23 protein-coding genes are annotated in these 21,878 nt (G+C 73.1%); 19 read left to right on the top strand and 4 right to left on the bottom strand.

The annotated features are described in order from the left end of the window. Positions 1–21 precede the first annotated feature (21 nt). From ACFSL4_RS14535 to ACFSL4_RS14505, 7 genes are all read left to right on the top strand, one after another. Positions 22–1,029, top strand: a complete 1,008-nt coding sequence (locus tag ACFSL4_RS14535; RefSeq protein WP_381082490.1) for an NAD(P)/FAD-dependent oxidoreductase — start codon at positions 22–24, stop codon at positions 1,027–1,029. Positions 1,030–1,182: 153 nt separating this feature from the next. Then, positions 1,183–1,749, top strand: a complete 567-nt coding sequence (locus tag ACFSL4_RS14530) for a hypothetical protein (RefSeq protein ID WP_381082488.1) — start codon at positions 1,183–1,185, stop codon at positions 1,747–1,749. A gap of 179 nt (positions 1,750–1,928) precedes the next feature. Continuing rightward, positions 1,929–2,264, top strand: a complete 336-nt coding sequence (locus ACFSL4_RS14525) for a putative quinol monooxygenase (protein WP_381082486.1) — start codon at positions 1,929–1,931, stop codon at positions 2,262–2,264. Then, positions 2,261–2,575 (top strand): globin domain-containing protein, encoded by a 315-nt coding sequence (locus ACFSL4_RS14520; protein WP_381082484.1) that lies wholly within the window; start codon positions 2,261–2,263, stop codon positions 2,573–2,575. The genes ACFSL4_RS14525 and ACFSL4_RS14520 overlap by 4 nt, the downstream gene beginning before the upstream one ends. Beyond that, complete coding sequence (locus ACFSL4_RS14515) at positions 2,518–2,769, top strand: globin family protein (RefSeq protein ID WP_381082482.1); 252 nt, start codon at positions 2,518–2,520, stop codon at positions 2,767–2,769. The genes ACFSL4_RS14520 and ACFSL4_RS14515 overlap by 58 nt, the downstream gene beginning before the upstream one ends. Before the next feature lie 346 nt (positions 2,770–3,115). Then, the gene (locus tag ACFSL4_RS14510) at positions 3,116–4,282 is read left to right on the top strand and encodes a PP2C family protein-serine/threonine phosphatase (RefSeq protein WP_381082480.1); all 1,167 of its coding nucleotides are present in this window, start codon (positions 3,116–3,118) and stop codon (positions 4,280–4,282) included. 143 nt (positions 4,283–4,425) lie between these two features. Next, positions 4,426–4,707 carry a hypothetical protein gene (locus ACFSL4_RS14505; protein WP_381082478.1) on the top strand — a complete coding sequence of 94 codons (282 nt, stop codon included), beginning with the start codon at positions 4,426–4,428 and terminating at the stop codon, positions 4,705–4,707. A gap of 36 nt (positions 4,708–4,743) precedes the next feature. On the opposite strand, the gene ACFSL4_RS14500 is transcribed toward ACFSL4_RS14505, so the two are convergent. Further along, complete coding sequence (locus tag ACFSL4_RS14500; protein WP_381082476.1) at positions 4,744–6,009, bottom strand: baeRF2 domain-containing protein; 1,266 nt, start codon at positions 6,007–6,009, stop codon at positions 4,744–4,746. 95 nt (positions 6,010–6,104) lie between these two features. Between ACFSL4_RS14500 and ACFSL4_RS14495 the strand changes: the two genes are divergently transcribed. Together ACFSL4_RS14495 and ACFSL4_RS14490 are read left to right on the top strand one after the other, a co-directional pair. Continuing rightward, the gene (locus ACFSL4_RS14495; protein ID WP_381082474.1) at positions 6,105–6,332 is read left to right on the top strand and encodes a DUF1918 domain-containing protein; all 228 of its coding nucleotides are present in this window, start codon (positions 6,105–6,107) and stop codon (positions 6,330–6,332) included. Continuing rightward, positions 6,329–6,550: a hypothetical protein gene (locus ACFSL4_RS14490; RefSeq protein ID WP_381082472.1), complete on the top strand. Its 222-nt coding sequence runs from the start codon at positions 6,329–6,331 to the stop codon at positions 6,548–6,550. The genes ACFSL4_RS14495 and ACFSL4_RS14490 overlap by 4 nt, the downstream gene beginning before the upstream one ends. Before the next feature lie 42 nt (positions 6,551–6,592). Here ACFSL4_RS14490 and ACFSL4_RS14485 read toward each other — a convergent pair whose 3' ends face one another. Continuing rightward, the gene (locus tag ACFSL4_RS14485) at positions 6,593–7,018 is read right to left on the bottom strand and encodes a CBS domain-containing protein (protein WP_381082470.1); all 426 of its coding nucleotides are present in this window, start codon (positions 7,016–7,018) and stop codon (positions 6,593–6,595) included. Positions 7,019–7,324: 306 nt separating this feature from the next. On the opposite strand from ACFSL4_RS14485, the gene ACFSL4_RS14480 reads away from it, so the two are divergent. From ACFSL4_RS14480 to ACFSL4_RS14470, 3 genes are all read left to right on the top strand, one after another. Further along, positions 7,325–7,717, top strand: coding sequence for an archease (locus tag ACFSL4_RS14480; RefSeq protein ID WP_381082468.1), 393 nt, complete (start codon positions 7,325–7,327; stop codon positions 7,715–7,717). 247 nt (positions 7,718–7,964) lie between these two features. Further along, on the top strand, positions 7,965–8,396 hold the full coding sequence (locus tag ACFSL4_RS14475; protein ID WP_381082466.1) for a DUF2267 domain-containing protein: 432 nt from the start codon (positions 7,965–7,967) through the stop codon (positions 8,394–8,396). 32 nt (positions 8,397–8,428) lie between these two features. Next, a complete protein-coding gene (locus tag ACFSL4_RS14470) occupies positions 8,429–9,853 on the top strand; it encodes an RtcB family protein (RefSeq protein WP_381082464.1) in 1,425 nt (474 codons plus the stop codon). Positions 9,854–10,291: 438 nt separating this feature from the next. Here ACFSL4_RS14470 and ACFSL4_RS14465 read toward each other — a convergent pair whose 3' ends face one another. Continuing rightward, the gene (locus ACFSL4_RS14465) at positions 10,292–11,431 is read right to left on the bottom strand and encodes a threonine synthase (protein ID WP_381082462.1); all 1,140 of its coding nucleotides are present in this window, start codon (positions 11,429–11,431) and stop codon (positions 10,292–10,294) included. A 169-nt stretch (positions 11,432–11,600) separates the two neighbouring features. Between ACFSL4_RS14465 and ACFSL4_RS14460 the strand changes: the two genes are divergently transcribed. From ACFSL4_RS14460 to ACFSL4_RS14430, 7 genes are all read left to right on the top strand, one after another. Beyond that, the gene (locus ACFSL4_RS14460) at positions 11,601–13,172 is read left to right on the top strand and encodes a S8 family peptidase (RefSeq protein WP_381082460.1); all 1,572 of its coding nucleotides are present in this window, start codon (positions 11,601–11,603) and stop codon (positions 13,170–13,172) included. Between the two features lie 235 nt (positions 13,173–13,407). Next, positions 13,408–14,580 carry a DUF4190 domain-containing protein gene (locus ACFSL4_RS14455; protein ID WP_381082458.1) on the top strand — a complete coding sequence of 391 codons (1,173 nt, stop codon included), beginning with the start codon at positions 13,408–13,410 and terminating at the stop codon, positions 14,578–14,580. A gap of 147 nt (positions 14,581–14,727) precedes the next feature. Continuing rightward, positions 14,728–15,480: a GntR family transcriptional regulator gene (locus ACFSL4_RS14450; protein ID WP_381082456.1), complete on the top strand. Its 753-nt coding sequence runs from the start codon at positions 14,728–14,730 to the stop codon at positions 15,478–15,480. Positions 15,481–15,863: 383 nt separating this feature from the next. After that, complete coding sequence (locus ACFSL4_RS14445; protein ID WP_381082454.1) at positions 15,864–16,046, top strand: SPOR domain-containing protein; 183 nt, start codon at positions 15,864–15,866, stop codon at positions 16,044–16,046. A 52-nt stretch (positions 16,047–16,098) separates the two neighbouring features. Beyond that, a complete protein-coding gene (locus ACFSL4_RS14440) occupies positions 16,099–16,494 on the top strand; it encodes a (deoxy)nucleoside triphosphate pyrophosphohydrolase (RefSeq protein ID WP_381082452.1) in 396 nt (131 codons plus the stop codon). 321 nt (positions 16,495–16,815) lie between these two features. Beyond that, entirely contained in the window at positions 16,816–17,247 is a 432-nt protein-coding gene (locus tag ACFSL4_RS14435; RefSeq protein ID WP_381082450.1) for an ATP-binding protein, read from the top strand. A 305-nt stretch (positions 17,248–17,552) separates the two neighbouring features. Then, positions 17,553–20,192: a SpoIIE family protein phosphatase gene (locus ACFSL4_RS14430; RefSeq protein ID WP_381082448.1), complete on the top strand. Its 2,640-nt coding sequence runs from the start codon at positions 17,553–17,555 to the stop codon at positions 20,190–20,192. On the opposite strand, the gene ACFSL4_RS14425 is transcribed toward ACFSL4_RS14430, so the two are convergent. Then, complete coding sequence (locus ACFSL4_RS14425) at positions 20,155–21,837, bottom strand: TPM domain-containing protein (protein ID WP_381082446.1); 1,683 nt, start codon at positions 21,835–21,837, stop codon at positions 20,155–20,157. The genes ACFSL4_RS14430 and ACFSL4_RS14425 overlap by 38 nt on opposite strands. Positions 21,838–21,878 lie beyond the last annotated feature (41 nt).

Genomic DNA, 21,878 nt, shown 5'->3' with positions numbered 1-21,878 from the left:
CGTGACGAACAGTCAGCGCGCTTGACCAGATGCACCGCTCAAGTTCGAAGACCCGTCATCGTGGGCGCGGGGCCGGCCGGGCTCGCGGCGGGCGTGTACGCCGCGTCCGAGGGGCTGAGCACCCTGCTGGTGGACTCGCGGGCGCCCGGTGGGCAGGCCGGCACCTCCTCGCTGATCGAGAACTACCTCGGCTTCCCGTCCGGCCTGTCCGGCGGCGACCTCACCCGGCGGGCGACGGCCCAGGCGGCCCGGTTCGGCGCGGAGATCCTGCACCCCGTCGAAGTGGTCCGGCTGACCCGCGACGATCCGGCGAAGATCCTGACCCTGGCGGACGGCACGGAGATCAGCGCCGAGACGGTCCTGCTGTCCATGGGCGTCGCCTACAACCGGCTCCAGGCGCCGGGCGCGGAGAGGTTCGAGGGTGCGGGGCTGTACTACGGGGCCGCCACGACGGAGAGTTCCGCCTGTATCTCGCAGCACGTGTTCATCATCGGCGGCGCCAACTCGGCGGGCCAGGCGGCGGTGCACTTCGCCAAGTACGCGGCGCAGGTGACGGTCCTGGTCCGCGCGGACTCACTGTCCGCGAGCATGTCGCAGTACCTGATCGACGAGATCGAGCGCACCCCGAACATCGAGGTCCGGGTGCGGACCACGGTGAAGGAACTGACCGGCGGGGAACACCTGGAGCGGATCGTGCTGCACGACGCCGCAACCGGCGAGGACACCGAGGAGCCGTGCCGGTTCATGTTCACGTTCATCGGCGCCCGGCTGCACACCGACTGGCTGGAGGGTGTCGTGGAGCGCGACGACCACGGGTTCGTCCTCACCGGCTCCGACCTCGTCACCAACGGGGGAGAGCTGCCCGCGGAGTGGCCCCTGGAGCGTGCGCCGTATCCGCTGGAGACCAGCGTGCCCGGCGTCTTCGCGGCCGGTGACGTGCGTGCCCACTCGGTCAAGCGGGTCGCCTCCGGCGTCGGCGAGGGATCCATGGCGATCTCGCTGATCCACCGCTACAGGTCGATGGGCTGACCCGGTCCGTCCGACCCCCTTCCCGACCGGCTTCCGACCCCCTTCCCGACCCCCTTCCCGACCGGCTTCCCGACCGGCTTCCCGGCCGGTGTCCGCCGGGGCACCTCCCGGATTCCGCTTGCCGGGGCGACGCGTGCGAGTAACGTTGCTTACATGATTACACCGCAACAGCGCGAGAGGCTCCGCGGCTGGTTCGCGGGCCGGCTGCCGGACGACCTCTTCGAGAGCCTGGTGGAGGTGACGGTGGACCGCGAGGAGATCACCGTCGTCGGCCGCATCCCGGAACCACGGCTCGCCGACTCGACGTCGGACGCCGCGCGGGAGGCGGCCGTCCAGGGCCGCGTCCAGGAGTTCCGGGAACGCACCCGCGAGGAGCGCGTGGCCGTGGCCCGCGAGGCCGAGCAGCGGTTCCGCAGGAAGGTCTCGTGGGGCGTGGAGTGCGGCGGGCAGCGGGTCCTGTTCACCCATGTCGCGGCCCCCGTGATGACCCGGCTGCGCCAGCCGGAGCGCCAGGTCCTCGACACCCTCATCGCGGGCGGTGTGGCCCGCAGCCGCAGCGACGCGCTCGCCTGGTGCGTCCGGCTCGTCCGGCGCCACGCCGACGACTGGCTGAGTGACCTGCGGGACTCGCTGGAGCATGTGCAGCGGGTCCGCGCGCAGGGACCCGACACCGACACCGAGCCCGAGGAGGGCGAGGCACCCCCGCCGCCGACCGGTTGATCGTCCGGCCGCCTCTGCCGTCCGGCCGGGGCCGCCGTCCGGGCCCGCCGGAGAGGCGGTTCCGACGAGGCCACCGGCCTGATCCGGACACGGTCCGGGAGGATGCCCGGACCGCCTGACGGACGGCGACAAACCGGGCAAGCGAGCCCTTGCACACCCGACGATAGGAGAGTCACAGCATGGCCACGACCGTCGAGTACATCCGCTACCGGATCGCGTTAGACGACCAGCCGGCCTTCGAGGACGCGTACCGCAAGGCCGCCGAGTCGCTGGCCGCGGCGCCCGAGTGCATCGACTACGAACTGGCGCACTGCCAGGAGGAGCAGGACCGGTACATCCTGCGGATCCGCTGGACGTCGGTCGAGGACCACCTCCAGGGTTTCCGCAGGGGTGAGCACTTCCCCGCCTTCTTCGGCGCCATCCGGCCGTACGTGTCGTCGATCGAGGAGATGCAGCACTACCTCACCACCGATGTCGTCGGCACGGGAAAGGCCGCGGGACAGGAGCAGCTGTGACCGAGCAGTCCGTCGTGGACGGCAAGCACGCCCCCGACAAGCCCGGCACGCCCACCTTCTACGAGTGGGCGGGCGGCGACGAGGCCCTGGGCCGCCTCGCCGAGGTGTTCTACGGCCACGTCCTGAAGGACCCGCTTCTCGTGCCCCTGTTCGCCGACATGGACAAGGACCACCCCAAGCACGTCGCCAAGTGGCTCGCCGAGGTCTTCGGCGGCCCCACGGCCACACCGCCGAGCGCGGAGGCCACCCGCACATGGCGCGCATGCACCTCGGCCGAGGCATCACCGAGACGCAGCGCCGCCGCTGGGTGAGCCTGCTGCAGGACGCCGCCGACGAGGTCGGACTGCCCACCGACCCGGAGTTCCGCGCGGTGTTCCTCTACTACGTCGAGTGGGGCACGCGTATGGCGCTGATCTACTCGGGCGAGAACCCGCCGCCGGTGGACGCGGCCGAGGTGCCCCGCTGGAAGTGGGGCCAGACCCCGCCCTGGCAGCCGAACGGCTGAGCCGTCACAGGCGGCCCCCGGCGGGAGGCGGAAGGGGTGCCGGGGCCCGGCCCCGGCACCCCCTCCGTGTGCGTCGGGGGCCGACGGGCCGCGGGGAACGACGGCCGTGGCGGGACCCCGGCATCGTAGGATTGCCCTGAAAGTCCTGACATATCCGCTCTGGATTCATGGTCGGGCCGAGCTGTCGAGCCGCCTCAGGACGCCGTCCTGACCAAGCTCTGCCAGGAGTTCTTGTGCACAGGACGCGTGAGTGGACCCGCGAGGGCTCTCCTCAGGGCCCGCGCTCCACGGTGCGACCGCGCTCATCGAGGACCCCGCCGCCGCCCCGCCCCCACGGGAGCGGGCCGTGAGGTGGCCCGGCCGCTCCGTCGCCGGGCGCCGCCGTGCCGAGCGGGAGCGTGACAACGGCCTCCGGGCGCCGGCGCCACCTCTGTGGATGCGCTGGCTGCCGGCGATCTACGTCGCGGCGGTCCTGGTGCTCGAACCGATCACTCCCGTGGAGTGGCCGGTGAGCTTCCTGCTCATCGCGCTGCCCGTGGTCGCCGCCTACGCACACGGCCCCGTCGCCGTCGCCGCCATCACCGTCTTCGCCGTGGGGTTCGAGGCCGTCCTGGCCGGCACACCCTGCTGTGCCGGGCGCTCTGTGGGGTACTTGTGGGAGCGCCACTACGTCGGCGCCTACGTCTCCACGGCTCTGGTCGGCGTCCTCGGCACGATCCTCGCCGACCACCGCACACGCCGGGAACACACCCTCGCCACCGTCCGCTCCGTGGCCGAGACCGCGCAGCGGGTGCTGCTGCGCCCGGTGCCCCACCGACTGGGCCGGGTCTCCGTCGAGACGCTCTACCTCTCCGCCGCCGCCGAGGCACGCATCGGCGGCGACCTGTACGAGGCGGTGCCCACCGCGCACGGGGTCCGGCTGCTCATCGGCGACGTGCGCGGCAAGGGGCTGGTCGCGGTGGAGACGGCCGCGACGATGCTCGGCGCCTTCCGCGAGGCCGCACACGACGAGCCCGACCTCGCGGGAGTGGCCCGCCGGGTCGAACGCAGCATGAGCCGCAGGGCCGAGCAGCTTCCGGGCAGCGAAGTGGCGGAGCGCTTCGTCACCGCGGTGTTCGCCGAGATCCCCGAGCACGGATCCGTCGTCCGCATCGTCAACTGCGGCCACCCCCCGCCCCTGCTCATCGGCCGCGACGGGGTCACCGAGCTGCAGCCGACCGACACTTCGCCGCCCATCAACCTCGGCGTCCTGGTCGGCGACGACTACCACGTCGACGTGTACCCCTTCCGGCCCGGCGACCAGCTGCTGCTGTACACCGACGGCGTGACCGAGACCCGCGACCGCACGGGGGCGTTCTACCCCCTCACCGAGCGCATCCGCCCCTGGGCCGCACTGCCGCCCCGCGAGCTCCTCGACCGCCTGCACGAGGACCTGCTCGAGTACGGGGACGCGAGGCTCGAGGACGACATCGCCGCCCTCGCCGCCTACCGCCTGCCCGCCGACACCCCCTAGGGCCGCCGCCGAGCGGGCGTGCAAGGGACCGATCGGCCCCTGAGGATGGGACCCGTGGCCCAGGCGCCCGGACGGCCCCGCGGAGTCACCATGGGACAGGACCTCGCCCGAGGCACGCACGCTGCGGAAGGAAGGCTGACGGTATGGGCTGGGCATCATGGACGACGACGGGGGTGTTCGCCGGACGCGGGGGCGTCCGGACCGAGGAAGCCGGGATCGTGACCGGAGACCTGACCGTGCACACCACCTGGGACGGCAATCACGCGGATGTGGCGGTCCAGTACAGCGGTACCTCCTACTGGTTCACCCTCACCGGGAGCCCGGTGACCTGCCTTTCCGAGCAGGACAGCCGGCACCTCCACCAGGCCGTGGTGGAAGCGGTGCGGGCCGGCGGCGGCGCCACCGTTCCGCAGTACCACCCCTAGGGAGCCCGCGAGGCCCGAAGCCCGACGGCCCGTCCGTCACGGGTGCGACCCGGTGCCGGCGCGGCGCAGCAGTACACCCACGCCCTCGCGCAGCCGCAGCCGCCGCTCCGGTACCACCACCAGTTCGGCCCGGGTGCCGACCAGGGCGCGCGCGAGGGCCGCGTCGGCGCGCTCCTCGCGGACCTCCCGGACGCCGTACGAGTGCAGTTCCTGCTCGCTGAGGGCGAGTTGGCCGGGTTCCGGGCCGACCCACAGCCGCAGCGGCGACTCGGGGTGGTTGTTGAGGAAGAGGGCCTTGACCTGGCTGGCCTGCAGCGCCGACACGGCGGCGGAAAGCCCCTCGGCCGACGCTCCGTCGTGGGCCCGCCGGGCGAGGAAGGAACCCAGCAGGGCCCGGTCGTGCGCGGCCATGCGCCCCCTGAAGAGGTCGTCGAGCCGGTGCTCCAGCAGCGCCCGTCGCGGCTCGGACTCGCCGGCGCCCTCGACGGTGACGACCCGCGCGCCGAGGAGGGAGGGAAGCCGGCGGACGAGGATGCCGCGGGCCCAGACGTCCCCCGCGACGACCACGGCTTCGGCCTCGATGCGCCGTGCGTGGCCCTCCAGCCTCCGGCCGAGCCGCTCCGCGGCGCGCAGCCAGTCGGCCGCGGGGTACTCCTCGTCGAGGCGCTCTCCCGGAGTGACCTTGGTCAGGGGCCACATGCCGGCCTCGGCCTCCACGCGCACCGAGCCGCCGGCGCTCGTGGAGTGCGGGCCGCCGTAGTGCACGTGCACCGCCAGGTACGGGATGCCCGGCGCGTGCTGCACGATCAGCGGCATGGTGTCCGGCAGCGCGCCGAAGTGCGCCGTGTCCTGTGCGGGCGGGGCGGGCAACTCGTCCAGCAGCACCAGCCGGCCCTGCGCGGTGAACACAGCCTGCCCGTGCGTGCCGGGGATGTCCGTGTCGCCGCCGACGATGTCCGCGACCGCGCCGGCGGAGTCCCGGTCCGCTCCTTCGGACAGCAGCGTGTCCTGCAGATGCCGTCGGCGCAGGTCGATGGCGGCGTCGGGATCTTCGACGGCGCTGTCGCGGGACGTGTCCAGATAGGCCGACGCGAAGGGACCGGGCTGCTTGTACAGGGGTTCGAGGAAGGAAAGCTTCATGGCGACTCCCGCGTACGGTGCCGGCGCCCCGGACGGGCGGCCGGCCGCCTGATGCACCCGCTCGGGCGGGCGGCCGCGCCGGGGCTCGTCCAGCTCCAGGATGCCCCTGCGGGCCGGGCCCCGCCCGGCCGTCACGCCGGCGGCGGCCGTATCGGGTCCCATGGGCCCGAAGAGTGCCCGATCGGCCCATCCGCGCCCCGCTTCGCGGAGCGACCCTGGACCAGAGGCGGGGGCACGGCAGTAGGGAGTGAGCGAGGATGCACGCGGATGTGGGTGACGTTCTGCGGTTCACCGGCAGGGCCGTGGGAACGCCGGAGCACCATGCGACCGTCCTGGAGGTCCTCGGAACGAACGGGGAACCGCCCTACCGGGTGCGGTACGAGGACGGCCACGAGACGGAGATCTTTCCCGGCCCCGGGTGCGTGATCGAGACCCGTCCCGCGCAGCGGGCCTGGTCCGGGCGTCCCGGGCGGGAGGCCCGGTGACCAAGCCCTCCGGCAACGGAAAGGGCGCTCGGCGGGCCGGGTGCGGTGCGAGGCTGCCGTCGCACCGGGGCGCGCGTGCCCGGGGCGGTACCCGGGCGCCGGAGACGGGCGGCGCACGGCAACGGGGCAAGGCGCCGGACGCCCCCGGGTGGGTGCTGCTGCCCGGCACCGGCTGGAGGCGTGTCGACACGATACGGGTGCGCCGTCTGTTCGGCTGAGGCGCGCGGCCGCCGTCGGCACGGCGCCGTCAGAGCGCCCGGTCAGAGCGCCCGCGCCACCACGGCCTCGACGAACCGTCCGACCTCCCTGTCGGGCAGGTTGCGCGCCAGATCGGCCTCGGTGATGATCCCGACGAGCTTCTTGTTCTCGTCGATGACCGGCACACGCCGGATCTGGTGTTCCTCCATCGTTTCCAGCACCTGCCTGACGTCCGTGTCCGCCGTCGCGGTGACGGGCTTGCCCCGGGCCAGCTCTCCCGCGGTGGTGGTCTTCGGGTCGCCGCCCTGGGCCAGGCACTTCACCACGATGTCGCGATCGGTGACGATGCCGTGCAGCTTGTCGTCGTCACCGCAGACCGGAAGGGCACCCACATCGAGGTCCCGCATCCGGCGTGCCGCGGCATCGAGCGTCTCGTGCTCGCCCACGCACTGGGCTCCGGTGTGCATGATGTCTCGGGCAGTGGTCATGGCGGCATCCTCCCTGCCGGACGGGATCGTGGTGATGTCACGAGCGGCGGGCGTTCCCTCCCGCCCCCGGTGCCCTGACCCGGCATCCATTCTTCCGTGATCCGACGGGCCCTGCACCCGGGCGGCGAGCGCCCGTCCGGCGCGCCACGGGCCGCCGTCGGGGTCACGATGGAACGACGGCCGGGAGTGAGGGCCGGAGTGAGGGCCAGGGGTGAGACGGGGCGGGCGGACACGGTGCGCCAGACGTGCGACGGGAGGCGTGCGATGCGGCGGGAAGGCGCCATGCGACGAGGCGGTCATCGCAGCGTGCCGCACACCGCGGACCTGCGGGTGGAGGCATGGGCGCCGACCCGGGAGGAGTGCCTGGCGCAGGCCGTGCGCGGGGTGTGCGCGTCGTTCCTGGACCTCACCGGAGCGGTCGGCGTCCGCAGGCGGGACGCGGTGGTGCGGGGCGACCGGGACGAGGACGTGCTCGTGGCCCTGCTGGAGGAGGTCGTGTACTGGCTCGACACCGAGGGAGAGGTCCCGGTCGACGTGGAACTGACCCCGGCCGCAGACGGCCTGCACATCGGGTTGCACATGGCGGACGCCGGCGCGCTGCCGGCGACGGGAGCCGTGCCCAAGGCGGTCACGCTGCACGACCTGGCCTTCGGCCGCGGCGCACAGGGGTGGAGCTGTTCGGTGACGCTCGACGTCTGAGGCCCGGGGCTGCACCGGGCGGTGGTGCGGCTGCCGACCGGTCCTCCGCGCAATACGATGGACGCCACGGGCAGGGACGAAGAAAAGCCACATCGTGCAACGTCTTCTGCGCATGGGGGCCACGCTCCCGACGGTGCCGCGCGCACTTCCGTCAACCTCTGAACAACATGATCGTTCGCGGTGTCGAGCACTGCCCGCGCCCTACGCGCCGCATCCCGTGAAGCGCATGGAGGGAAGGGGAAGATCCATGTCCGCCACACACCCGTCCGACTTCAACCACACCATCCACACGGCGAACATCTGGCTGAAATCGGTGTCCGAGAGCCTGGGGACCGAGGACCGCCACCTCGCCCACCGGGTCCTGCGCACCTGGCTGCACACGCTGCGGGACCGGCTCACCGTCGATGTGGCCGCCCACTTCGCCGCACAGCTCCCCGAGTTGTTGCGGGGCGCCTACTACGACGGCTGGGATCCCAGCATCGTGCCGATCAAATACGACCGTGAGGGCTATGTGAGCCGCTTCGCCCACGAGGCCAGGATCACCGTCGAGGAGGTGCCCAAGACGGCCGCCGCGGTCACCGTCGCCGTGCGCCAGCACGTCTCGCCCGGGCAGCTGGAGGCGGCGCTGGAGCAGATCCCGCACGACATCCGCTCACTGCTCCTGCAGCCGGCGTCCTGAGGGGCCGCCGTCCGCGCCGGGCGGTGACGCGTATGGACATCACGCTGGTGCAGGAGAGCCCGTTCCGGTTCCGCATGGAGCGGCAGGGCCCGATGCGGGTGCCCGGAGTGGTCTTCGCGACACAGGACCTGCTGCCGCAGGCGGCCGGGGACAAGGCACTGGAACAGGTGGCGAACGTGGCGACCCTGCCCGGGATCGTGCGCGCATCGTTCGCCATGCCCGACGTCCACTGGGGCTACGGCTTCCCGATCGGCGGCGTCGCCGCCACGGACATCGACGCCGGCGGGGTGGTCTCACCCGGCGGCGTCGGGTTCGACATCTCCTGCGGTGTGCGGCTGCTGGCCGCCGACGTCGATCGCGGACCCCTGGCTCCGAGGATGCGGCGGCTGATGGACATCCTCGGCGACACCGTTCCGCGCGGCATGGGGCGCGGCGGGCTGTGGAAGCTGTCCGGCCGGGCCCAGATGGAGAAGCTGCTGGTCGCCGGCGCCGGGTACGCGGTCGAGCAGGGGCACGGCGTACCGCGCGACCTGGAGCGCTGCGAGGACCGCGGGGCGCTGGCGGGGGCCGATCCCTCCCATGTGGGACAGCGGGCCGTGGAACGGGGGCTGAACCAGGTGGGCAGTCTGGGCTCCGGCAACCACTTCCTGGAGGTGCAGGCCGTGGACCGGGTGTACGACGACGCCGTCGCGGCCGCGTTCGGACTGCACGCCGGCCAGGTGTGCGTCATGATCCACTGCGGTTCGCGCGGGCTGGGGCACCAGGTGTGCACCGACCACGTCCGCGTCATGGACCAGTCGCTGCGCGGATTCGGCATCGACCTCCCGGACCGGCAGCTGGCCTGCGCGCCGGTCGTCTCCACACCGGGCCGCGCCTACCTCGGGGCCATGGCGGCCGCCGCCAACTACGGCCGCGCCAACCGGCAGCTGCTCACCGAGGCCGTGCGCCACGCCTTCACCACCGCCGCCGGGGCGGTGGTCGAGCTGGTCTACGACGTCTCCCACAACACCGCCAAGACCGAGACCCACGACGTGGACGGCGTGCCGCGCCGGCTGTGCGTCCACCGCAAGGGCGCCACCCTGGCGCTCCCGCCCGGCCACCCGGACCTGCCGGCGGACCTCGCGGGCACCGGGCACCCCGTGCTGGTTCCGGGCACCATGGGCACCGCCTCGTATGTGATGGTCGGCGCGGCCGGCAACGACGCGTTCGCGTCGGCAGCCCACGGCGCGGGACGCGTGTGGAGCCGCCACCAGGCGCTGCACCGGGTGCGCGGCGAGCAGCTGCGCGCCGAGCTGGAGTCCCAGGGCATCTCCGTCCGGCCGTCCTCGTGGCGTGGGCTGGCCGAGGAGGCCCCCGCCGCCTACAAGGACGTCGACGAGGTCGCCCGCGCCACCGAGGGCGCGGGGCTCGCCCGGCTGGTCGCCCGCCTGGTGCCGCTCGGTGTCGTCAAGGGGTGACGGCCGCCGGAGGACCACCCGGCCTCGGCGCGCGGACGCCTCAGATCCCGCACGCCTCAGATCCCGGACGCCTCAGATCCCGGACGCCTCAGATCCCGGACACCCGGGCACACCGTGAACGGCGTCCACGGTGTGCCCGGACCCATCGGTCCCCCTCGTCGAACTGGGAGCGGACGACGAGCAGACGCCCCTGATTGCGGACCAGGGTGGTCGGGATCTGCAGCTCCTCCGAGGTGACACGGCGCTCCAGCCGGGCCGTGGCCCCGTCCGCCGACAGCCGCCGGCGGCTGATCGTGTTCGCCCGGTTCTGCGCCGCCCACAGCGTGCCGGGCCCCAGCTCAAGGCCGTCGCCGTCGACCTGAGGAGGAGCGCGCCACGCTGGTCGCGCTCCTCGGCCGGTGCGTGGAGCTCCCGGAGAAGGCGCGGCCCCGAGCCGTCTCAGGCCAGTCCCGACTTCAGGCCGGCTCCGCACAGCGGCACCACGGCGGTCGGGGTTCCGCCACCGGAGCGGGTCCGGAAGTGGGGGAGCGCGCCCGGCGCCACCTCCCGCAGCGCCGCCCAGCACGTCACCCCGGTCGTCTCCACGAACAGGCCCCGCGAGGCCAGGTCCAGCTGCGCCTGCCGGATCTGATCCTCCGTCACCGTCAGGAACGTGCCGCCGGAGTCGCGCACCGCGCGCAGGATCTGCCGGGCCCGGGCCGGGCGCGGAACCGCGATGCCCTCGGCGGCGGTGGGGGCCGCGGGGGTGACGCCCACCAGGTCGTCCGCGCCCTCCTCCCACGCGTGCGCCAGCGGTGCGACCGCCGCCGTCTGGACCGCGTACAGGGCCGGCCGCCGGTCGATCAGACCCGCCGTGTACAGCTCGGCCACGGCGAGGGCGGCGCCCAGCAGCAGCGTGCCGTTGCCGACGGGCACCACGAGCACGTCGGGGAGCCGTCCGCCGAGGTCCTCCCACAGTTCGTGGACGTATGTCTTCGTGCCGTGCAGGAAGTACGGGTTGAAGACGTGCGAGGCGTAGAAGGCCCCCGGGTCACCGCTCGCCGCCTCGCACGCCGCCCGTGCAGCCGCCTCGCGGTCGCCCTCGACCGTGCGCACCCGGGCCCCGTGCGCCGTCATCTGCTCCAGCTTCTTCGGCGATGTGCGCTCGGGGACGTACACCGTGCACGGCAGGGAGGCGCGGGCGCAGTACGCGGCGATCGCCGTGCCCGCGTTGCCGCTGCTGTCGGCGAGCACCCGGCGCGCATCCAGCCGCCGTGCCAGTTCGGCCAGCACCACCGCACCCCGGTCCTTGAAGGACAGCGTCGGCATCAGGAAGTCGAGCTTGGCCAGGACGCCGTTCGTCAGCTCCACGAGCGGCGTACGGCCCTCGCCGAGGCTGACCGCGGGCGTGGCCAGCGGCAGCGTCTCCGCATACCGCCACAGTGAATTCACCCGTCCCGCAAGGGACTTGAGCGGAGCGGGGGTGGGGGCGAAGTCCAGGTCCAGCGGGCCGCGGCAGACGGGGCAGCACCAGGCGAGCGACCCGGAGGCCACACGCGTGCCGTCCGCCGGGCAGAAACAGTCCGGCAAAGGTGTCATGAGGTCAGGATATTTGTCCGAGTCATAACGCTATGTCATGATTGCCCGGCGTCAGGGGAGTTATGTCCATGCCCTTGCGTGTCCAGCGCCGCACTTCTCGCGCGTGTACCACTCGCACACCCACCCGCCGGAGCGGCGCCTGTACTCCAGCAATGAGGAGGAGACCCGCATGACAGTGATGCGTCTGGCCCGGCGAGGACTGGCCGGGATCGGCGCGGCGGCCCTGGTCGTCGGCCTCACCGGCGCCTTCTCCGCACACGCGGAGCCGGGCCCCGAGGGCTTGATCCAGTACGAGGGCGAGGCGAACTCCGTCCCCGACAGCTACATCGTCGTCCTCAAGACGGACGCCGCGAAGGCCGACTCCGCATCGGGCCAGGCCCTCGCGGCGAAGTACGGCGCCACCATCGGGCACACCTACGTCAAGGCGCTCAACGGCTACGAGATCCACGCCACCTCACAGGACGCGAAGCGGTTCGCCGCCGATCCGGCCGTCGCCTCGGTGGTCCAGAACCGCACCTACCGTGCCACCGGCACCCAGGTCAACCCACCCTCCTGGGGTCTGGACCGCATCGACCAGAAGACCCTGCCCCTGGACGCCGGGTACACCTACCCCGCCTCGGCCGGCCAGGGCGTGACCGCCTACGTCCTCGACACCGGCGTACGCATCACCCATCAGGACTTCGGCGGCCGTGCCTCGTACGGCTACGACTTCATCGACAACGACCCCGTCGCGCAGGACGGCAACGGACACGGCACGCACGTCGCGGGCACGGTAGCGGGTACCGCGTACGGTGTCGCGAAGAAGGCGCACGTCGTCGCCGTCCGCGTCCTCAACAACGCCGGCAGCGGAACCACCGCCCAGGTCATCGCCGGCGTCGACTGGGTGGCCGCGCACCACAGCGGCCCGTCCGTGGCCAACATGTCCCTGCGCGGTCCCGCCGACAGCGCGCTCGACACGGCCGTGCGCAACGCCATCGCCTCCGGTGTCACGTTCGCGGTCGCAGCGGGCAACGACAGCACCGACGCATCCAACTGGTCGCCCGCCCGCGTGACCGAGGCCATCACGGTCGGTGCCACCTCGACGAACGACGCCCGGGCCTTCTTCTCCAACTACGGTCCGGTGCTCGACCTCTTCGCTCCGGGCGTCTCGATCGCGTCCGACTGGAACTCCAGCAACACGGCCACGGCCGTCCTGTCCGGGACGTCGCAGGCGACGCCGCACGCGGCGGGCGCGGCGGCCCTGTACCTGGCGGACCATCTGACGGCCACGCCCTCGGAGGTCGCGGGCGCGCTGGTGGACGGCGCATCCGCCGGCGTCGTCATCACCCCGGGCCCCGGCTCCCCCAACCGGCTCCTCAACGTCATCAGCGCCGGCCCGACCCCGCCGCCCCCGTCCGGGCCGCGCTTCGTGAACAACCGGGACTATCCGATCGCCGACTTCTCCACCGTGGAGTCGCCGATCGAGGTCGGCAACGTTTCCGGCAACGCGCCCGCGAACCTCGGCGTCGAGGTGCACATCAAGCACACGTGGATCGGCGACCTCCGGGTCCGGCTGATCGCGCCCGACGGATCGGCCTACCTGCTCAAGGAGTACGGCACCGGCGGCAGCGCGGACAACATCGACACGACGTACGTCGTCGACGCCTCGTCGGAATCGGCGGTCGGCATCTGGAAGCTGAGGGTCAGCGACAACGCCGCGGCCGACACCGGGTACATCGACTCCTGGGCCCTGCAGTTCTGATCACACGTCACCCCCCACACCCACACGTCCATGCGTTCGAACGTTCTCGTCCTCGCGCCGGGCATCGGGTCGCCGACCCGGGCCGGCGCGAGGACGAGACGCGAGGCGGAGGCCGTCGCCCGTCGGCGACCTCCGCCGCCGCCCTCGTCACCCGCGTTCCGCCCCCGTCCGTTCCCCGCCTACCATGCGCCTCGTACATCAGTTCTGCACACTCCGGACGAGGAGCACGGTACCCGTGTCCATACCCCCGCCCCCCGGGCCCCAGCAGCCCGAGGGCATGTACCCGCAGGGTCCTCCCCAGCAGCCGTACGGCCCTCCGTACCAGCCGTGGGGGCAGGGCTACTCCCCGTACAACCGCCCGGCGCCGGTCAACGGGGTCGCCATCGCCGCGCTCGTCCTCGGGATCCTGTGCTTCCTGCCCGCCGTCGGGCTGATCCTCGGGCTGATCGCGATCGTGCAGATCAGACGGCGCGGCGAGCGTGGCCGGGGGCTCGCGATCGGCGGCATGGTGATGTCGTCCTTCGGGCTGGCCCTGCTCGTGACCGCCTTCGCGACGGGCGGCGCGCACGACGTCTGGCAGGGCATCAAGGACGGGGCGCGCGACAACGGCGTGACGTTCACCCTGAAGAAGGGGGAGTGCTTCAACGCGCTTGGCGGTTCCCTGTCGGGCGAGGCCTACGACGTCGACAAGGTCCCCTGCTCCGGCAGGCACCAGGCCGAGGTCTTCGCCGACTTCACGCTTCCCGGCGGCCGTTACCCCGGTGACGACGCGATCGCCAAGGCCGCCGAGGACAAGTGCTACGCCCTCCAGTACGCGTACGCCATGGACTCCTGGGCCGTCCCCGGCAACGTCGACATCTACTACTTCACGCCCACGCGCGACAGCTGGGGCTACGGCGACCGCGAGGTCGCCTGCGTGTTCGGCAACACCGACGAGAAGGCCGGCCTCACCGGCACCCTGCGCCGCGACGCCCGTACCCTCACCGAGGACCAACTCGCCTATCTGCGGGCGGACGCCGTGCTCTACCAGGCCCTGGACACCGCCCCCGACGCCGAGTACGTCGAGGACGACCTGCCGGGCCACCGTGCGTGGGCGGGCCGGGTCGCCACGGCCCTGGCCGACCAGACCCGGCAGTTGCGCGCCCACTCCTGGGGGGAGGGTGTGGGCCGGCCGGTCACGGGCCAGGCCGCGGCCCTGGACCGGGCCCGTGAGGAGTGGCGGAAGGCGGCCAAGGCCACCGACGCCGATTCCTTCTACGCCCACTACGACCGCGCCGGCGCTCTGATGGAGGGGGACGCGGCGATCACTGCCCGCAAGGCTCTGGGTCTGGCTGTCAGCCCGCCGTCGGACCTGCCGGACGGCAGCGGGGACGCGGGCGGGGATACGGGGACCGGCAAGCAGGTGTGACGGCCGCTATAACGGGGAGAAAGTGCCTGCGTAAAGCCCTTGGCGGTCCCTTGTCATCACATCGGGTGATTCTCTGGCCCGTGCTTGCACGGGACAACCCACGGTTGCCACTCTGTTGCTGTCTGTACAACCAGATGGGAGCGGCCAGTGACTTTCGGTGAGCAGCCGGCGTATCTGCGTGTCGCGGGTGATCTCCGCAAGAAGATCGTCGACGGTTCGCTGCCACCGCACACCCGCCTCCCGTCCCAGGCCCGTATCCGGGAGGAGTACGGCGTCTCGGACACGGTCGCCCTGGAGGCCCGCAAGGTGCTGATGGCCGAGGGGCTCGTGGAGGGGCGCTCCGGCTCCGGGACGTACGTCCGGGAGCGGCCGGTGCCGCGGAGGGTCGCCCGCTCCGGGTTCCGCCCGGACAGCGGTGCCACCCCCTTCCGCCAGGAGCAGGCGGACGCCTCCGTGTGCGGTACCTGGGAGTCGCGCAGCGAGCAGACCGCGGCGAGCGGCGCCGTCGCCGAGCGGCTCGCCATCCAGCCGGGCGACCGCGTGATGTGCACCAGGTACGTGTTCCGGGACGTGGGCGAGGCGATGATGCTCTCCACGTCCTGGGAGCCCCTCGCCCTGACCGGTCGCACCCCCGTGATGCTGCCCGAGGAGGGCCCGCTCGGCGGCATGGGCGTCGTCGAACGCATGGCGGCCATCGATGTGGTGGTGGACAACGTCACGGAAGAGGTCGGCGCCCGCCCCGGCCTCGCGGAGGAACTGCTGGCGCTGGGCGGCGTTCCCGGCCATGTGGTGCTGGTCGTCCAGCGGACGTACTACGCCTCGGGCCGCCCGGTGGAGACGGCGGACGTGGTGGTGCCGGCGGACCGGTACCGGGTGGCCTACCACCTGCCGGTGAAGTAGCGCCCGCGCGCGGCGCTGCCCGGCGCTGCCCGCCCCTGTTCTGCGGCGTGGCAGCGCCTTTGGGCCGTCGACCCGCCAGATGACCCTGCGCCGCGGCATCTTGTGGCACACCTGTACTCGGGGCCGTCATCCCCCGCGGTGCGATCCGGTCGTTCTCGTGCCGTCGTCCGCGGGCGCTTCGTGCCGCTCTGCGTGCGCTGAGGGCGTTCCACGCGGCGCGTTCGACGGCGTGCGCCCCCTCGGTCATGGCCGGTTGCGTACCTCTTTGTGAAAATCTGTATTCGCTGAGTAAAGGTAAGGCGTAGGCTCAGGCATATGCGCATAGCGGTTTCCTTGGTGGGTGGGGCACGGCGGGAGCCGGGGGCGGGAAGTGGAGGGGCGCGATGAACGACAGCACGGTCACTCTTCCCTGGCTCGTCATACGACAGGACGACAACGGCAACCGCTACCGCGTGGGCAGGTACGCGACCCGAGCCGAGGCCCAGAAGGTCGTGGACAGCCTCGGCGCGCGCGGTCACAAGCAGCTCTACTGGGTGGAGCGCATCGGGTCGAACGCGACCGGGTGAGCCGGTTTGCCGCCCCCGGCGCTCCGTCGTGCGCTCCCGTAGGCTCCGGCGCATGACGCAACCGATCGTGGTGGTCGGAGCCGCCCTCCTCGGCGGCGGCCGCCTCCTGGCCGCCCGCCGCAGCGCGCCCCCCGAACTGGCCGGACGCTGGGAACTGCCCGGCGGAAAGGTCGAACCCGGCGAGAGCCCCGAGCGTGCCCTCGTACGCGAGTTGCACGAGGAGCTGGGCGTGACGGCGGAGCCGGTCGCGCGGGTGCCGGGGGAGTGGCCCCTGAAGCCGGGGTACGTCCTGCGCGTCTGGACCGCGCGCCTCCTCGCCGGCACGCCTGAACCCCTGGAGGACCACGACGAACTGCGCTGGCTGACCCCCGGTGAACTCTGGGACGTGGACTGGCTGGACCAGGACGTGGCGGCGGTCGAGGCCGTCCTCGCCCTGGGGGCGTGGTGATGCCACTGCGCGCGGCCGGCCGGTGGACGCGGCCCGGCCGCCTTCAAACCGGCCGAGTGTATTGAATCGGTAAAATCTGTGGGCCTGTTGTGAGGGGCGTCGGCGCCGCGCGGTCCACGATGCCCCCCGGTCCGACGTGCGGGAAGGTGGCGGCAGGGGCGTCCCGGGTGCGCCCTGCCGGATGCGCGGGGCTGTGATGGCCGGGGGCTTGAGGCTGGAGGGGCTGGCGCCCCCTGCGCCGTTCGTGCCACAGTGCGCCCCTGTGCGCGGTAAGGCACCGCGAATATCGGGTATGTGCCCATTAACCCCGTGAAATCGGACATGGGTGGGCTTGTGGCCTGGGAAGTGATCGGCGTGCTCGACACCCAAGGCGATAGCGCCGAGTGGACGTTCCCCGCCGACCCGGGCGCGGTTCGGACCGCTCGCGCCGTTGTCCGGGGCCAGCTGCGTACCTGGGGGCTCGACGAACTCGGCGATGTGGCCGCGCTGCTGGTGAGCGAGCTGGTCACCAACTCACTGCGCTACGCCACGGGTCCCATCGGCGTCCGTCTCCTCCGCACCGGCGGTCTCCCTCCCACCCTGCTCGTCGAGGTCTCCGACCCGCTCCCCGACCCTCCCCACGAGCGCAGCGCCCGCTTTGACGACGAGAGCGGCCGCGGGCTCCAACTCGTCGCCCATGCCTCACGCCGGTGGGGCACCCGGCCCGGACGCGCAGGCAAGACGGTCTGGTTCGAACTGGCCGTTCCCGGCTGAGCGGGCCGTCCCGGGCCCGGCCGGCCACGCGTCACCGTCGGGGCGGGGCCCCGCAGGCGCGGGCCGCGCCCTTCCGGCAGGGGCGGTCCCGAACGGATCAGGCCAGGGCGCGGCGGCGCACTCTTTGATTCGATGGGCCACCACCTGGTTAGAAGACTGGGAGTATGGCGCAGCGGGTCCAAAAACCATCGGGACCGAGCTGTGATCGTGAACACCGTACTGCGGGGCACCGTAGTGCTGGATACTGCGGGCAGCCGCCCCCGGTGACGGGTGCCGGACGCGGTGAGCTGGAGGGGACGGTTCGCGTGAGCGAGATACCAGCGAAGGCCACGGAGTCCGAGGATCACTCGGGTGGTGCGAGGGGCGCGGCCGCGGTCGGCTCCGCCGCGGCCGCGGAACCCGCTGCCATGACGGGCGGCCCGATGTGGCAGGTCAGCCCGCCCGGCTCCATGTACGACTACATCAAGGTCGCCTCGTTCTCCATCGGCCCAGACGGGCACGTCGACCAGTGGAGCCTGCGCGCCGAACAGCTCTTCGGCATCTCCTCCGAGCGGGCCGTCGGCATGGATCCCATCGACGCGTTCGTCGCCCCCGATCTGCGTGAGCGCGGCCAGCGCAAGATGGCCGAGATCCTCGACGGCCGGGAGTGGACCGGCGTCATCCCCTTCCGGACACCCGGTCCGGAAGGGACCGAAGGGCTCGCCGAGGTCTATGTGATGCCCACCACGACCGAGGACGGCGAGAAGGGCGCCGTGTGCATCGTCGTGGACGTCCGCACCCTGCGCCGCATCGAAACCGACCTCGCCGCCTCGCAGGCGATATTCGGTCAATCTCCCTTCGGTTTCCTGCTGATCGACGCCGAGCTGCGGGTGCGGCGCGCCAACGAGCGGTTCGCCTCCACCTTCGGCGGCAGGCCCGCCGACCACCGCGGCCGTTCCGTCCACGACTACCTTCAGTCCCCGGAGGCCGAGCGCGTCGCCGCGGCGCTGCGACGCGTCCTGGAAACCGGTGAGTCCATCACGGACATGCACGTCACGGGCTTCGTCCCCGGCTCCGACGAGCGCAAGCACTGGTCCGTCAACCTCTACCGCGTGCACAGCGGCACCGGCCGTCCCATCGGCATCGCCTGGCTCGGCATCGACATCACCTCCCGCCGCGCCGCCGCGCGCGAGGCCGCCGCGGCCCGCCGCAACCTGGCCCTCCTGAACGACGCGGGCGCCCGCATCGGCAACTCCCTCGACCTGGAGACCACCGCGCGCGAACTCCTCGACGTGGTGGTCCCCGGCTTCTGCGACCTCGCCGCCGTCGATCTCTACCAGGGACTGATGGCCGGCGACGAGACCCCGCCGGGCCTGGCCGACGGCAGCGCCGAGGTGCGCCGCGTCGCGTTCGCCAGCGCGGTCTCGGACGCGCCCTTCGCCGGCGGGCCCGGACCCGTCGCCGTCGGCGCCGTCCACCACTTCTCCTTCAACTCCCCCTGCGCGGACGCCCTGCGCACCGCCCGCCCCCGGCACATCCCCGCCACGGACGGCGGGCTGATCCAGTCCACGCTCGCGGTCCCGATGGTCGCGCACGACACCGTGGTGGGCCTCGCCCAGTTCTCCCGGACCAAGGGAAGCGAGCTGTTCGGGGAACGCGACCGGGCGCTGGCCGTGGAGCTGGCCGCGCGCGCCGCCGTCTGCATCGACAACGCGCGCCTGTACCGCCGCGAGCACCAACGGGCGCTGATACTGCAGCGTTCCCTGCTGCCGCCCGGCGACCCGGAAGCCTCCGGCCTGGACATCGCCTGCCGCTACCTGCCGGGCAACGTGGCCACCGGGCGGCCGAGCGAGGTGGGCGGCGACTGGTTCGACGTCATCGAACTCCCCGGCCACCGCACCGCGCTGGTCGTCGGCGACGTCATGGGCCGGGGGCTGCGCGCCGCCGTGGCCATGGGCGAACTCCGCACGGCCGTCAGGACGCTGGCGCAACTCGACCTGGAACCGGCGGAGGTCCTCGCGCAGTTGGACGAGATCGCGCGCGGCCTCGGCGCTCCCGCGGGCACCTCGCAGGCATTCGGCTTCGGGGGAGGCGTCCAGCAGGCCACCCGCGCCGCCCGCCGGCCCCGCGAGGCCGACCTGTCCGAGGTGTACCTCGCGACCTGCGTCTACGCCGTCTACGACTCGGTGACGCGCCGCTGCACCTTCGCCAACGCGGGCCATCTGCCGCCGGTGCTCGTCGAACCCGGCGAGCCCGCGCTGATGCTGGACGTGCCGCCCGGGATGCCGCTCGGCGTCGGCGGCGAACCGTTCGAGGAGGTGGAGGTCGAGCTGCCCGAGGGCGCACTCCTGGCGCTCTACACGGACGGCCTCGTCGAGTCCCGCGACCATCCGCTGGACGAGGGCCTGCAAGCCTTCGTGGGCGCGCTCACCGACCCCTCCCAGCCGCTTGAGGACGTCTGCGACCACGTGCTCAACACCCTCGACACGCACCACGGCGAGGACGACATCGCGCTGCTGATGGCCCGTGTGCAGGGGCTGCCGGCCGACTCCGTCGGCGACTGGACGCTGCCGCGCGAGCCGCGCAGCGTCGGCCGGGCCCGCGAGTACGCGCGCGGCCGGCTGCTCACCTGGGAGCTGGAACCGCTGGTGGACACGGCGGAACTGCTGGTCAGCGAGCTCGTCACCAATGCCCTGCGGTACGGCGAGGGGGAGATCAGACTGCGGCTGCTGCTCGACCGTACGCTGGTGTGCGAGGTGTGGGACGCCGGCCTGGTCCAGCCGCGCCGGCGGCGCGCCCGGGACACCGACGAGGGGGGCCGCGGCCTGCAACTGGTCGGGCTGCTCTCCGCCGCCTGGGGATCGCGCCGTACGCCGCGCGGCAAGACGGTGTGGTTCGAACTGCCGCTGCCCGGCGCCGAGATGAGCGTCACGGATCCGGCGGAGGCGTTGCTGAGCCTGTTCTAGGCGGCGAGGGTCCCGCGCTCCCCTCCCGCGACGGCCGGAACAGCTCACCGCCGTCCCTGCGCCCCCGCGTGCCCGGTCCGCCGTAGCACGCGGGGCCGCCGTCGCCCGGGTGCCCCGCCCGTTCGCCCGGCCGGCGGGGGGCGTCCAGCAGGATGCCGCCGAGTACGGCGCCGCCCGTGCCGATGCCCACGCCGTACGGCGTCCCGTACGCCCGTACGTCCCGCTCCGCGAGCTGCCGGGCCTGCCGGGCGAGCGCGTCGGCCTCGCGGGCGTCGGTGAGGGCGACGGGCGGGGCCGGGACGGGCGGCACCTCCGTGTTCCCCGCCCGGCGCAGCCGCCACTCCGCCTCCGCGAGCCGCGTCCTCGCCTCGCAGCCGACGGCTCCCCGGTGGGTCGTCACATAGTCGGACGCGGCACCGACGCTGCTGCGGGCCGCGAGCAGCGCCCGTTCGAGCCGGCCCAGGACGTGCGGCCCGTCCGGCTCCCGCCACAGCGCCCGGTCGAGCCCCGCCGACACCTGCTCGATCCCGCGGAGCGCGTCCACCGGGTCGTCCCGCCCGCAAGCCGCGGCCGCGCCGGGCGCGGCCGCCTCCCCGGCCCCGGTCCCGTCCTCCCCGGCCGCCTCACCCCGCACCTGCGCCAGCACCGTCTCGCCGTAGGCGATCCGGCCCCGCAGATCCCCTCGGGCGGCCTCCGTACCCAGCTGTCCGCGCGCCTCCTCCAGCGCGGCCTGCGTGTCCAACAGGGCGGCGGGCAGCGCCTCCGTCGCTGCGGTGAGGTCCGACGCGAGCCGCGCGATGCCGTCCACGATGACCGCCGCCTGGTGGACCGCGGCCTCGGCCGCCCGCAGCTGGACCACCGCGGCCTCCGTCTCGCCCCGGTCCAGTGCCTGACGGGCCCGGTTGAGGCCTGACGTGGCGAACAGCAGCCGGTCCTTGGCCCGTTCGTCCTGGCCCACCACCGGCATGTACGCGGACAGGACGTACCGCTCGCGCAGCCCGGCGAGTGTGCCGTCCGCGTCCGCGACCCGCGCCGCCAGCTTCCGGAAGCGTCCTTCGGCGCGCTCCACCGCGTCCCGGGCCGTGCGCTCCAGCGCCCGTGTCCGGTCGAACCCGGCGGCCTCCGCGTCCAGCCGCCGCCCGGCCGCCGCACAGTGCGCCAGGGTTTCCTCCAGCAGCTCCCGCGTTTTGCCCTCGCCCTCGTCGAGCCGCCGGCGCACCCGGAACGCGGCGGCCAGTTCCGCGGCGGCGAAGTCCACCGCGTCCGCGTACAGCCGTACCGCGTCGTCCCCCAACTGCGTTGCGGCGGAGCTCAGTTCCTCCCGGCTCGTGCGCACGCAGTCGTCGATCCCGACCAGCGACCGCTGGGCCCGCCGGTCGAGTTCGTCCAGCGGCACGACCGTCGGCGCGGTGCCCCCGCCGGGCGTGGTGCGCATCGTCATGCGCCTCCTGCGGCGCACTCCCGCGTACGCCGCCAGGGCCACGGCCGCGACCACGACGACCAGCGGCAGCATCAGGTCGTCGGCGGACGTCCGGTTGCGTCCCACCGCGACCACCAGCGCCGTCCCGAAGACGGCGGGCACCCACCGCACTGCTGCGTACGCGGCGGCCCGGCACGGCCGGCGTCGACGGTGGGGCGGCGTCACATTTCGGAGCGTAGGGCCGATGACGCGGCTCCGCGACCGGG

The sequence above is a fragment of the Streptomyces caeni genome, from assembly GCF_042678285.1.
GTDB lineage: Bacteria > Actinomycetota > Actinomycetes > Streptomycetales > Streptomycetaceae > Streptomyces > Streptomyces caeni.
Note: the sequence above shows the minus strand (reverse complement) of the source record. Positions and strands in the feature narration are given on the sequence as shown.

Excerpts from the sequence above, each read along its gene's own strand:
- ACFSL4_RS14530 (WP_381082488.1), top strand. The coding sequence starts at position 1,183 with ATGATTACACCGCAACAGCGCGAGAGGCTCCGCGGCTGGTTCGCGGGC.
- ACFSL4_RS14525 (WP_381082486.1), top strand. The coding sequence starts at position 1,929 with ATGGCCACGACCGTCGAGTACATCCGCTACCGGATCGCGTTAGACGAC.
- ACFSL4_RS14515 (WP_381082482.1), top strand. The coding sequence starts at position 2,518 with ATGGCGCGCATGCACCTCGGCCGAGGCATCACCGAGACGCAGCGCCGC.
- ACFSL4_RS14505 (WP_381082478.1), top strand. The coding sequence starts at position 4,426 with ATGGGCTGGGCATCATGGACGACGACGGGGGTGTTCGCCGGACGCGGG.
- ACFSL4_RS14500 (WP_381082476.1), bottom strand. The coding sequence starts at position 6,009 with ATGGGACCCGATACGGCCGCCGCCGGCGTGACGGCCGGGCGGGGCCCG.
- ACFSL4_RS14495 (WP_381082474.1), top strand. The coding sequence starts at position 6,105 with ATGCACGCGGATGTGGGTGACGTTCTGCGGTTCACCGGCAGGGCCGTG.
- ACFSL4_RS14485 (WP_381082470.1), bottom strand. The coding sequence starts at position 7,018 with ATGACCACTGCCCGAGACATCATGCACACCGGAGCCCAGTGCGTGGGC.
- ACFSL4_RS14475 (WP_381082466.1), top strand. The coding sequence starts at position 7,965 with ATGTCCGCCACACACCCGTCCGACTTCAACCACACCATCCACACGGCG.
- ACFSL4_RS14470 (WP_381082464.1), top strand. The coding sequence starts at position 8,429 with ATGGACATCACGCTGGTGCAGGAGAGCCCGTTCCGGTTCCGCATGGAG.
- ACFSL4_RS14465 (WP_381082462.1), bottom strand. The coding sequence starts at position 11,431 with ATGACACCTTTGCCGGACTGTTTCTGCCCGGCGGACGGCACGCGTGTG.
- ACFSL4_RS14460 (WP_381082460.1), top strand. The coding sequence starts at position 11,601 with ATGACAGTGATGCGTCTGGCCCGGCGAGGACTGGCCGGGATCGGCGCG.
- ACFSL4_RS14445 (WP_381082454.1), top strand. The coding sequence starts at position 15,864 with ATGAACGACAGCACGGTCACTCTTCCCTGGCTCGTCATACGACAGGAC.
- ACFSL4_RS14440 (WP_381082452.1), top strand. The coding sequence starts at position 16,099 with ATGACGCAACCGATCGTGGTGGTCGGAGCCGCCCTCCTCGGCGGCGGC.
- ACFSL4_RS14435 (WP_381082450.1), top strand. The coding sequence starts at position 16,816 with ATGGGTGGGCTTGTGGCCTGGGAAGTGATCGGCGTGCTCGACACCCAA.